The organism is Cyclobacterium sp. SYSU L10401 (assembly GCF_010993705.1).
Taxonomy (GTDB): domain Bacteria; phylum Bacteroidota; class Bacteroidia; order Cytophagales; family Cyclobacteriaceae; genus Cyclobacterium.
In genome coordinates this window covers 698,933-710,034 of sequence record NZ_WOFO01000001.1, presented here as the reverse complement: position 1 = coordinate 710,034, position 11,102 = coordinate 698,933, and the positions used below count along the sequence as shown (strand labels likewise).

Below are 11,102 nucleotides of genomic sequence, written 5' to 3'. Positions count from 1 at the left end.
CCCCTTAATCGCACCATACAGGAATTGAAATTACGGAACTACTAACACCATAAATATCTCTTCCTATCCCTTAATCGCACCATACAGGAATTGAAATATTCCGGCGGATCGAATACTGCGGAAAACTCGTCAACCCTTAATCGCACCATACAGGAATTGAAATATATCTGCGACACGAAGGATTTGACCTACTTCCAGTCCCTTAATCGCACCATACAGGAATTGAAATATTGCAAAATGGTTTACTATTCAAATTAGATACCTTCCCTTAATCGCACCATACAGGAATTGAAATTGTATAGCTGAATAAGTGTTGATCCTCCCCATTGGCCCCTTAATCGCACCATACAGGAATTGAAATTTATTTCGATGGATCATGTACGTGAAAGCATGTTTCCCTTAATCGCACCATACAGGAATTGAAATAACCCACCATCAATAGGGCCATTAGAGCCGAACGATCCCTTAATCGCACCATACAGGAATTGAAATTATCAGGTAGAAATGGATTTTAGCAGGAAGAAAAACCCCTTAATCGCACCATACAGGAATTGAAATACTTGAAGAGGGGGAATTAACACCAGAATTGGAAAACCCTTAATCGCACCATACAGGAATTGAAATCCACAATAGGATTCTATTTCAAATCCTTCTTTTTTACCCTTAATCGCACCATACAGGAATTAGGACCGAGCGTTAAAAAAAGCCCCAGTGAGGCTTTTTACCGAGAGCCTGTCCCGAGTAACATAGCGAATCGGGAGGCCGGGTGGAAGGGCCAGCGCATAAATTGATTTCTTCCTTCCAATCTCCTTCAACTTTTTTACCTTTGCGCCATGAAAACCCGTCCTTTTACCTACCTGATTCGCATCCAATACCTGGGCCTGCGCTACCATGGATGGCAGGTGCAGAAAGGAGTGAAAACCGTGCAAGGAACCCTGGAAAAATGCATCAGGTTCGTTTTAGGACATGAAGATTTTAATGTTCTGGGAGCCAGCCGAACCGATAGTGGGGTTTCCTGTCTGGATGGTGCCTTTGAATTATTCCTCAGACAACCCCTGGATATTTTACCCTTTATTTCCGAAGTCAATACCTATCTGCCAACAGATATCCGCCTATTGACTGGTCAGGCAGTACCCGTTGATTTCAACATCATTCAGGATGTGCGGGAAAAGCAGTACGGCTATTATTTCGCTAATGGTGAAAAACCCCATCCTTTTCTGGCAGGAAACCTGGCCTATGTAGGAAGAGCGCTGGATATAACATCCATGACACAGGGAGCCGCTGTTTTTGAAGGGGAACATGATTTCCGAAGGTTTTGCAGCCAGGGAAAAAACACCGGTGATTTTGTCCGGACCATCCACTGTGCGGACATTTGCCCGGCTGAAGCTGAGCTTCCCTTCCTGGCGGGAGAAAGGGTTTGGGTATTCAGGGTCAGGGGAAAGGGATTCCTCATGCACCAGGTCCGTAGGATGGTGGCCGCTCTCTTTCTCCTGGGGGAAGGCTTGATCAGTCTGGACGAGCTGAAACAGGCCCTGAACAGTGATGATCGAAGCCCTTTAAGTCCTAAAGCTCCGGCAAATGGATTGGTGCTCGAAAGCATTTCGTTCAATAGGAATATGTTCTCCCAAGACTAAAATTAAATTTCTGTAAGCCTTACAAGTTAGCAATCACCGATTCAATAGACCCATTTGATGAGAGAATATGCTGCCAACCAAAGCAAAAGGATGGCGATCAGGTTCAACCATATCCCTACCCTCATCATATCTTTGATGCGGATAAAACCACTGGAAAACAAAATCGCATTGGGTGGGGTAGAAATGGGTAGCATAAAGGCAAAGCTACTGGCCATGGTGACAGGAATGGCAAACACCAATACCTGCTCTCCCATGCCCTCTGCAATGGCCATAACTACGGGGAGGAAAATGGTCACCAATGCCACATTGCTCATCACTTCTGTCAAAAATAATGAAACCGCCGTCAAGGCTAACACCAAAAGCGAGACAGACAACAGCTGGTTATCGGCAATATAACTTCCGATTTGCTGGATGATCCCAGCTGTCTCCATGCCCTTGGCCAGCGTCATTCCTCCTCCAAACAGAAGCAAAATACCCCATGGCAGCCGCTGCATGCTTTTCCAATCCAGTAATTTCGGCCCATTTAAATGTGCAGCAGGCACTAAAAACATCAGTATTCCACCTGACATGGCAATCAGCGTGTCGTTTAACAGGGGGGAAGGCAACATTTGATTGACCGGATTTCTGAATATCCACAACAAAGCCGTCAAAACCAGGACACCGGCCGTTCGGGTTTCCCCTGAACGAATGGGGCCTAATGCCTGTAGCTGATCCCGAATCACCTCCGCAGATCCGGCAAGCCTGCCGAGATTACTGGGGTACAATATTTTCACCAACAACAAATACATCAAAAGCAACATGACAGCTGCAACCGGCACTCCCACCAAAAGCCAACGGTTAAAGTCAAGGGGATAGTCATACAGTTCCTGCATGTAGCCTACCAAAACCACATTTGGTGGGGTCCCTATTATGGTGATTACCCCTCCAATATTAGCTGCGTAAGCGATCCCCAGCATCAGGGCAAAGGCAAAATTGGAAAACCCCTTTTCCTTTGTCAGTGCAGGGTTGTTGGCTTGGATCAATTGAACAATGGACATGGCAATGGGCAACATCATCACGGCTGTGGCGGTATTGCTGATCCACATGCTCAGGAATACAGTAGCCAGATAGAATCCCAATATGATACCGTCCGGTCTGGTGCCCGTGATAGTTATCAGGTTTAGAGCAATGCGCAGGTGCAACTTATTTTTCTCCATGGCCAGGGCAATGATGAATCCCCCCATAAAGAGATAAATGATCGGGTTGGAATAAGGTGCTGTGGCGGCTCCCATATCGAAAATACCCAATAAGGGAAAAAAGACCATGGGTAAAAGAGCGGTCACAGGGATAGGAACCGCCTCTGTCACCCACCAGCAAAGCATCCAGGCCGCCAGTGCCATCACCTTGGAAGCAGGCCCCATTTCCCCGGTGAGCAGAAAAGCAAGGTATAATACCACTGAGAAAACAACAGGACCTAAAAAAAGTCCTAAGATAGCGGAGGTTTTCCTTTCATTTTTACTTATCACCTGGTTCATTTCATGTGTTTATAATTGATTTTTAATGGCCACATAGCCTGTCCCGATCCTTAATCGGGAGAATCTCGCATGGTTTATAATCATCCCGGTGTGTGACGGGTAGGTCATGCTCGATTTCATGTGTTTATAATTTCATTTTTTTCGGTCAGAACTTGTCCCGATTTATCGGGGTGGAATCTTCGCATGATTTATAATTATCCCTTTGTGTGACGACTGCGTCATGCTCGATTTCATGGTACTGGCTGGTGGGAAAACCCTAAAATAAGAGGAATTATCAAGAATTTTGAAATTTTTACCTCAATATGCTCCCTAATCAATTCCCCGACAACCTGAGTTCGGTATGTAACAATTCAAAAAATCCTCATCTCAAGGCCAGGTTTGAGCAGTGGAAACCGTGATGATGTAAAACGTAAAGAGACTGCCACACCCTTTCTCCTCCCACGATCTGGACAAAAAGTTTCGAAGAGATGGTTTTGACTGTTTTTAACAGAAATCCGGTCAAGCTCATACCTACGACAGGCAGGGAACCGATCCTCATTTCCAAAGACTGATTTATCCAAAAGCTTTTTTGTTTTAGTGATTTCAGCTTACCTTCGTGGCTTCACTGAATAAAGAGGTATTAGCACTATGAGAACCTGGTTTTTGTGTAAAGTAAAGTATGCCAAAGAAAATGAGCAGGGCCTGCTCAAAAATGTATCCGAGCAATATCTGGTCGATGCGGTTTCCTTCACCGAAGCCGAGGCAAGAATATACGATATGCTGGGCAGTGTGATCAGGGGAGACTTTCAGGTGACCAGCATTGGCAAAAGCAACATTGTGGATGTGTTTTTTTATGAGGATGTGGATGTATGGCACAAGTGCAAGATTACCTATATCGTGGCAGATGCAGATAGCGGAAAGGAAAAAAAGGTGACCCAATACATGTTGGTTACCGCCCATCATGTCAAGGAAGCTTATGAAAGGATCTATGAAAGCCTGAACAACATGTTGGTCAGTTTTAATGTACCGGAAGTTACAGAAAGCCCTATTGTGGAGATATTTCCTTATGAAAAAGACGATGAAGAACTAAACCCGGCTATTCCCGACAACCTCAAGCCAGTAGAAAGTAACCATCCCGGAGAGCAGGAGGAAGAAAATCAATGAAAGCATCAGCAGGAAAATGACACATAATTTTTCCTTTTCAAAATAAAAATATCCTGCCAGGCATTAGCTAGCTGTAAATTTGGACAAATAAGCCTTTATACCGCCCTTCAGATTGAACAGGTTGGTAAACCCGTATTGCTTCTCTAAGTGGTTGATGGCTGCTTCGCTTCGGACCCCGGTTTCGCAGTGAATGATCACTTTCTTATGTTTGGGAATTTGTACTTGAAACTCATCTAATTCGGAAAGGGGCATGAGCTTGCCTCCCATATTTTTTCTCCTAAACTCATGGACTTCGCGCACATCGACCAATAGAAAGTCCTCATTCGCATTTTTCAGGTCCTGTAAACCTTCCACCGATATGCTTTTCACGCCAGACTCCTGCTTTAGCCCGCAAAATGCTTCATAATCAATTAATTCACTAATGCTGGGATGATTTCCGTTTAGCGGGTTGTCAGGTTTTCTCTTGATCTTAAAGACCCTGGATTCAAAAGCAAGGGCATCAAAAAGCCACATTTTACCTCCCATCACCGTTCCTATTCCAGTCAGGACCTTGATCACTTCCAATGCCTGCATGCTGCCAATAATTCCAGGCAAAACCCCCAAGACTCCGGTTTCAGCACAATTGGGCACCAGGCCAGCCGGTGGGGGACTGGGATAGAGATCCCTGTAATTTGGCCCCCATTTTCCATCTTGATCCTTATAGTTGAAAACCGATACCTGACCTTCAAATTGAAAAATAGAGCCATAGACATTGGGTTTTCCAGCCAATACACAGGCATCATTTACCAGGTAACGGGTAGGGAAATTGTCAGAACCATCCGCTACCACCTCATATTGCCGGATGATCTCCATCGCATTACCGGTGGTCAAACGTTCTTCATAAGTTTCAATTTCTATAAAAGGATTGATACCTTGCAACCGCTTTTTGGCGGCCTGTACTTTTGGCATCCCCACTTGCTTTTCATCAAAAATAACCTGTCGGTGCAGGTTTGATGCATCCACTTTGTCAAAGTCAATTATCCCAATCTGTCCCACCCCGGCTGCAGCCAGGTAAAGCAGCAAGGGACTCCCAAGACCTCCGGCCCCTACTACCAGTACTTTGCCTTTTTTAAGTTTCCCCTGTGCCTCTTCCCCAAAACCACGCAAAGAAAAATGCCGGTCATACAGCTCTTGCTCTCCTTCAGTAAAGACCTGCTCCATCATTTTTTCCTGATCCATTATTTTACCGTTTCGTTTTAGTACCTTTACTCACCTATTTCCAAACTATATAGATCCATTTATCGTTCTTTCACGTAATTATCCTAAAAAAAGGATGTGTGGAACACTCCTCTCAATTTACGCTCTAATTCAGATTAATGGGTTTAAATAACATATTCTTTTATACATAAAGTCATTTTATTAACTTGCAAGCTGAAACCAAATTATCAAATGAAAACATTTTTGCTCTTCATAATCGGCTTTTTTTTCATTGCTTTTTCTACTTTGGCCCAGGACAACAGGCCAGACAGGTTAGGAATTGGCATTGGACCTTCTATCTTGTATGGTGACAATACTGGTAAACTTAGAAAATTAAAATACAAAGTACTACCGGTCATTTCCCTGGATTATAACAAAAAAATTGAAACTTTTTTTGATGTAAAGGCCACCTTCGGCTATCAGATAGTCAATAGTGGGGATTTTCTTTTTCCTTCACAAATTACTAAGATTGCTGCTGCAGACCTTCCGCATGCATTCAGTGGCCATATCTTGTATGGTGACGTAATGCCTATCTACCATTTTAACCCCGACCAAAGTGGATATCTTCCGGCGCTGATTAAAGTGTATACTGGATTGGGTATAGGTTATTTCCAATCCAATAGAACCGACGAAAAACTTATCCTAAATGATACTGGTAACAGAACTGAAACCTATCCTGCAAGTGACTCTGGCATTTATTTCCCAGTAAGGGTGGGTATTTATAAAAATCTTCCATCTGATGCAGAGATTGGCGTTGAAGGCTCATTGATTATAAGTCCCTTTTCCGAAATGGAGGGAAATGATCAGCAGAAGAAGATGTTTAAATCGGATATGTTGGTGCAACTCCAGTTTTACTATCGGATTTATATTGGAAAATAAGTCGGCTCTCCTCCCAGGGACTCGCTGATAGGGTTGAAAAATTACCAATTCCCATTTAATTTTCGCTTAAACTTTTTAAAAAGCGCATATCTGTTTAGATTTAAAGCTTATTTGGTTAAGCGATTACTTTATGAAAATCAACAGTTATGTGTTATTTCTTTCCGTGGTTGCGGCTTTGGGAGGATTTTTATTCGGTTTTGATACTGCTGTAATTTCCGGTGCCGAGAGGCAAATCCAGGAAGTTTGGAATTTAAGTGATTGGAGTCATGGGCTTGCGGTAGCCATAGCCCTTTATGGCACGGTGATCGGAGCCCTTTTTGGTGGAATACCAGCAGACAGGTATGGCCGCAGAAAATCACTGATTTGGATAGGTATACTGTATTTTATTTCTGCCCTGGGATCTGCTATCGCTCCTGAGATTAATTCTTTCATGTTTTTTCGTTTCATTGGAGGAATTGGAGTCGGTGCCTCATCGGTAGTGGCCCCCATGTACATCAGTGAAATTTCTCCCGCCAAAAACAGGGGGCAATTGGTAGCACTATTTCAGTTTAACCTCGTTTTCGGCATTTTGGTAGCCTATTTCTCCAATTACCTGATCGATAGTAGCATAGCTGTCAATAGTTGGCGCTGGATGTTGGGGGTAGAAGCCATACCTGCCCTGATCTACACACTCCTGGTAGTAAAAGTACCGCAAAGCCCCAGATGGCTGATTGCAAAAAAAGATGATTTCGAAACCGCAGAAAAGATCTTGCAAAGGACCGACCCTGAAGGAGTTGAGGAGGCCATTAAGTTGGCACTGGAAGAGAAAAAACTGACAAAAGTTAAAGTTGGTTTCCTCGCCTTGTTCCATTCCAAATACATCCGGATCACCATTTTAGCTGTTTTGATCGCCTTATTCAATCAATTATCCGGAATCAATGCCATCATTTATTTTGCACCCAGGGTTTTTGAGATGGCCGGCATCAGTGCTGAAAGTGCTTTGCTGTCTACGGTGGGTATTGGGGCAGTAAATATGGTGGCTACCCTGGTGGGGCTTTATTTAATAGACCGCATCGGAAGGAAAAAACTCATGTACATGGGTTCTATAGGCTACATCATTTCTTTGCTCCTGATTGCCTATTCCTTTTCGGGTGGTCAGATCAGTAGTAGTTTTTTACCCATTTTTGTGTTCATGTTCATCGCCTCCCATGCCATAGGACAGGGGGCAGTGATATGGGTGTTTATTTCCGAAATTTTCCCCAATGAGCTGAGGGCCTACGGACAATCTATCGGAAGCTTCACCCACTGGATATTAGCGGCCATTATTGCCAATGTATTCCCTTTCCTGGCCAATCAATTCGGCCCGGTGGTCATATTTGGTTTCTTTGCCCTGATGATGGTCCTGCAGTTGCTATGGGTAGCATTTAAAATGCCGGAAACCAAAGGCAGGTCTTTGGAAGAAATTCAAAAAGATTTTATTTCAAAAAATGGATAATAAAGTAATCTGCTTCGGTGAAATGCTCTGGGATATATTTCCGAAGGAAAGTATCGCAGGCGGTGCCCCCATGAATGTAGCACTTCACCTCGTACACCTTGGGGTGGATGTAAAAATGATTTCTAGTGTTGGCGAGGATAAATTGGGGAAAAAACTATTGGCATTTGTAAAAAAATATGGGCTTCCTGATGAATTAATTCAAATCAATGAGGAATTCCCTACTGGTACAGTAAAGGTAGATGATGGCGACAAGGAAAACATCAATTATGAGATTGTCAAACCTGCGGCCTGGGATCATATCAAATGGTCAGAGGACATGGATAAGTCCGTCCGAAACGCAGACGCTTTTATTTTTGGTACACTTGCTGCCAGAAATGAGGTAAGCAAAGCTACCCTTGAAAAATTATTGGAAATACCTGTACTGAAAATTTTTGACATCAACCTGAGACCACCATTTTATTCTGCAGACTTATTGGACAACCTCCTGAGAAGGGCTGATATTCTTAAAATCAATGAAGAGGAACTTACCCTATTGGCAGATTTCTATGACCTTCCCAGTAAGATGGAAGCTGCCCTAGAAAAATTGAGCGAGCTATTTGAATTTGATCTGATATGCATCACTTTAGGCAGCAAAGGGGCAGCCATCTATCAGGAAGGTGAAATCATCAATCACCCAGGATATCCAGTTGCCGTGAAAGACACCGTAGGTGCAGGCGATGCTTTTTTGGCAGGCTTCGTAAGCAAATACCTTTCCAAAGAATCCCCGGAAAAAATCCTGGATTTTGCCTGTGCACTCGGGGCTCTTGTAGCTACCTTCAGTGGGGGCACCCCACAATACAACGAAGAGGATATCCTTCGGATAAAAAACCTGTGATCAATAATAAAAAGAAAGCAACTTTACTAGCAAAGTTGCTTTCTGGAGCTAATGGCATGTAGATCTGATCATTAGAAGCTTATTCCTACCGATAACTTAAAGCCCCTATTGTATACATCGGCATTGGAATCCTTAAAAACAGGAGTTAAACCCAGGTCGTAACTGGCCTGAAGGTTCAGACCCACCGGCAGGTTATATCCCAGACCCAAAACCAATCCTGCATCCAGGTCATTGATATTTTCCGTTTCCCATCCAAATGTATTCCCCAAAGCGTCGGCTTCAAAAGTGGATTTTAATAGCAGGGAAGCCTGAGGGCCCACAAAAAAGTTTACTCCTTCCGTCGCATAAAAACGGAACAAAACCGGAAAGTCCAAATAATTCAATATGGCCCTGGAATTAACCATATCGTCATTTTGGGTACCCTTCACGGCATAATACACTCCCGGTTCTATTGAAAATCTTTCTCCCAGGAAAGAATTCCCAAAAACCCCTGCATGGAAACCGACCCGATTGGTGTATTCGTTGCTACTGATATCTGATCCACTCCAGTTAAAAAAACTGGCTCCTCCACGAATGCCAAAGCCTGACTTGGATGAAGGTTCATTTGAATTGTCTTGCGCCACTGCGGTGAATGTGGCCGTTAACAACACCATTAACGTTAATGTGATTTTTCTCATGGCAAATAATAAGTTGGTTAAATCTATTTCAATTAAAACCAATTTGATGCCAAAAATCAGAGTACTAAGCAACCAATCATGAACTATCTGGCAATGAGCATTTTATATGGATTTTTAAAATAGAAAGATAGGTTAGGACTTGAATTTTTTGGGGCTTAGACCACCCTTTTTTCAATATAACTGGAATTGAGTATGGCCAAAGCTCCCATGTATTTCAAGTGAAATTTGATCAAATCGCCCACTTTATAATTTTTCGGGTTTTCTCCCAGGTTAATGACTATCATGTCCGAACTGGCCCCTAAAATCTCAAAATCCCCGTCGCCGGCAATCAGATATTTAGGATCTACATCCAAGAGGCCCAAGTCCAGAATTGCTCTGAAAGAAGATTTACCATAGAGTGATTCATCTATCTCTGCCACTTCCCCCTGGGGATTGTTGGCCAGGCTTCCTGTAGGCAATAATGGTTTCTCCTGCATTTCGATGATCTCCGTAAACAATTCGAAAACATTGGGATTCATTCCTTCAATGGTCTTTTCTTCAAAAAGGTCGGCTCCAAAATACAAGGTCTCGCCTACCCTGAAATGATTGACTCCCTTGGGAAGTTGCTGGTGCAGCATCAAAGGGATGGTCACAGAGGTCCCTGCAGATACCCATGGAATTTCCTTATTGAACTTCAATTCTATGATTTGCTTATAAAGCGATAGTTGAATCAACTTGTCTGCTGAAGGCATTACCCCATTCAGGCAATTGAGATTGGTGCCCAATCCTATTACTTCCAGGTTGGGCAGGTCAAAAACCTTGGCATAAAAATCAATCAAATGGTCTCCCATGACCCCTTCCCGGAGGTCTCCTGTTTCTACCATGATGATGATTTTATGTTTTTTATCTTGCCTGACAGCTTCCTCACTGATCCAACGGATGGTATTGAGTTCGCTGTTTAAACTTACATCGGCATACCGGACCATGTCCGAAATATTTCTCTTGGAAGGTGGTTTGATATAAACAGTCTGTACATTGGGGTTGATTTCCTTTACTTTTGCAAGATTGCTGATCCGGGAGTCATGTATTTCATCGGCCCCCATATCTATCAATTCCTTGATGTACTTACGATTACCACAGAGAATTTTTGAAACCACCCCCCAGGACACATCGTTCGCAGCAAACTCTTTTTTCAAGAATTCAAAATTTTCTCTTAATTTATCGCGATATAGGTTTAAAAACGCCATGTTATTTTTTTAGTCTCATTTCAAGATATTTGTTGGTAAACCCCAATTTCTCATAAAGAAATCTAGCGGGATTATCCGGCTCCACATGCAAGGCTATGTCACCATGCGCCATATCTATCGCAGTTTGCATCAGTTTTTTTCCTAATCCTTTACCTCTTTGAGAAGCATCAACTGCTATGTAAACCAAAATATTTTCTGGAATATAGCCTGACATGCCGGTTTTATTTACGACTACCGTACCAACGATCTTGCCCTCCTCTCTGGCCAGTACGACAAAACCTCCTTTGTCTCCGGCCTGATCCAGGGCATAGTCCAGGCAACGCATGATGTGGGCTTTGGGGTCTCCGTATTGATCCAGGTGTTCAAATAAAAAATCTGCTACTTCGTTTTTTTGCAAATAGGTAGCATTATCAATGGCAGAAAGTGTTTCTATAGTAGACATTTA

Annotated in this window: 10 protein-coding genes and 1 CRISPR repeat array; of the genes, 5 read left to right on the top strand and 5 right to left on the bottom strand. The window is 43.2% G+C overall.

Going from position 1 to position 11,102, the window contains the following annotated elements:
• Position 1: 1 nt before the first annotated feature.
• Positions 2-690: direct repeats of the CRISPR family, unit length 30 nt; unit sequence CCCTTAATCGCACCATACAGGAATTGAAAT.
• Between the two features lie 143 nt (positions 691-833).
• Positions 834-1,634 (top strand): tRNA pseudouridine(38-40) synthase TruA, encoded by an 801-nt coding sequence (gene truA / locus GL182_RS02940; RefSeq protein WP_163378053.1) that lies wholly within the window; start codon positions 834-836, stop codon positions 1,632-1,634.
• A 41-nt stretch (positions 1,635-1,675) separates the two neighbouring features.
• Here truA and GL182_RS02935 read toward each other — a convergent pair whose 3' ends face one another.
• Positions 1,676-3,148 (bottom strand): SLC13 family permease, encoded by a 1,473-nt coding sequence (locus GL182_RS02935; protein ID WP_163378052.1) that lies wholly within the window; start codon positions 3,146-3,148, stop codon positions 1,676-1,678.
• 627 nt (positions 3,149-3,775) lie between these two features.
• Here GL182_RS02935 and GL182_RS02930 point away from each other — a divergent pair.
• Complete coding sequence (locus GL182_RS02930; protein WP_163378051.1) at positions 3,776-4,291, top strand: DUF4494 domain-containing protein; 516 nt, start codon at positions 3,776-3,778, stop codon at positions 4,289-4,291.
• Between the two features lie 63 nt (positions 4,292-4,354).
• Here GL182_RS02930 and moeB read toward each other — a convergent pair whose 3' ends face one another.
• On the bottom strand, positions 4,355-5,509 hold the full coding sequence (moeB, locus tag GL182_RS02925) for a molybdopterin-synthase adenylyltransferase MoeB (RefSeq protein ID WP_240469541.1): 1,155 nt from the start codon (positions 5,507-5,509) through the stop codon (positions 4,355-4,357).
• 210 nt (positions 5,510-5,719) lie between these two features.
• Between moeB and GL182_RS02920 the strand changes: the two genes are divergently transcribed.
• From GL182_RS02920 to GL182_RS02910, 3 genes are all read left to right on the top strand, one after another.
• On the top strand, positions 5,720-6,406 hold the full coding sequence (locus GL182_RS02920; protein ID WP_163378050.1) for a hypothetical protein: 687 nt from the start codon (positions 5,720-5,722) through the stop codon (positions 6,404-6,406).
• A 130-nt stretch (positions 6,407-6,536) separates the two neighbouring features.
• The gene (locus tag GL182_RS02915; protein WP_163378049.1) at positions 6,537-7,880 is read left to right on the top strand and encodes a sugar porter family MFS transporter; all 1,344 of its coding nucleotides are present in this window, start codon (positions 6,537-6,539) and stop codon (positions 7,878-7,880) included.
• Entirely contained in the window at positions 7,873-8,754 is an 882-nt protein-coding gene (locus GL182_RS02910; RefSeq protein WP_163378048.1) for a carbohydrate kinase family protein, read from the top strand. Before GL182_RS02915 ends, GL182_RS02910 begins: the two co-directional genes overlap by 8 nt.
• Before the next feature lie 71 nt (positions 8,755-8,825).
• Here GL182_RS02910 and GL182_RS02905 read toward each other — a convergent pair whose 3' ends face one another.
• The 3 genes from GL182_RS02905 to GL182_RS02895 form a co-directional block, all read right to left on the bottom strand.
• Positions 8,826-9,431 (bottom strand): porin family protein, encoded by a 606-nt coding sequence (locus GL182_RS02905; RefSeq protein ID WP_163378047.1) that lies wholly within the window; start codon positions 9,429-9,431, stop codon positions 8,826-8,828.
• A gap of 155 nt (positions 9,432-9,586) precedes the next feature.
• Positions 9,587-10,657 carry an alanine racemase gene (locus tag GL182_RS02900; protein ID WP_163378046.1) on the bottom strand — a complete coding sequence of 357 codons (1,071 nt, stop codon included), beginning with the start codon at positions 10,655-10,657 and terminating at the stop codon, positions 9,587-9,589.
• 1 nt (position 10,658) lies between these two features.
• Positions 10,659-11,099: a GNAT family N-acetyltransferase gene (locus GL182_RS02895; protein ID WP_163378045.1), complete on the bottom strand. Its 441-nt coding sequence runs from the start codon at positions 11,097-11,099 to the stop codon at positions 10,659-10,661.
• Between the last annotated feature and the right edge of the window lie 3 nt (positions 11,100-11,102).

Excerpts from the sequence above, each read along its gene's own strand:
- GL182_RS02905 (WP_163378047.1), bottom strand. The coding sequence starts at position 9,431 with ATGAGAAAAATCACATTAACGTTAATGGTGTTGTTAACGGCCACATTC.
- GL182_RS02900 (WP_163378046.1), bottom strand. The coding sequence starts at position 10,657 with ATGGCGTTTTTAAACCTATATCGCGATAAATTAAGAGAAAATTTTGAA.
- moeB (WP_240469541.1), bottom strand. The coding sequence starts at position 5,509 with ATGGATCAGGAAAAAATGATGGAGCAGGTCTTTACTGAAGGAGAGCAA.
- GL182_RS02930 (WP_163378051.1), top strand. The coding sequence starts at position 3,776 with ATGAGAACCTGGTTTTTGTGTAAAGTAAAGTATGCCAAAGAAAATGAG.
- GL182_RS02920 (WP_163378050.1), top strand. The coding sequence starts at position 5,720 with ATGAAAACATTTTTGCTCTTCATAATCGGCTTTTTTTTCATTGCTTTT.
- GL182_RS02915 (WP_163378049.1), top strand. The coding sequence starts at position 6,537 with ATGAAAATCAACAGTTATGTGTTATTTCTTTCCGTGGTTGCGGCTTTG.
- GL182_RS02895 (WP_163378045.1), bottom strand. The coding sequence starts at position 11,099 with ATGTCTACTATAGAAACACTTTCTGCCATTGATAATGCTACCTATTTG.
- GL182_RS02935 (WP_163378052.1), bottom strand. The coding sequence starts at position 3,148 with ATGAACCAGGTGATAAGTAAAAATGAAAGGAAAACCTCCGCTATCTTA.
- GL182_RS02910 (WP_163378048.1), top strand. The coding sequence starts at position 7,873 with ATGGATAATAAAGTAATCTGCTTCGGTGAAATGCTCTGGGATATATTT.
- truA (WP_163378053.1), top strand. The coding sequence starts at position 834 with ATGAAAACCCGTCCTTTTACCTACCTGATTCGCATCCAATACCTGGGC.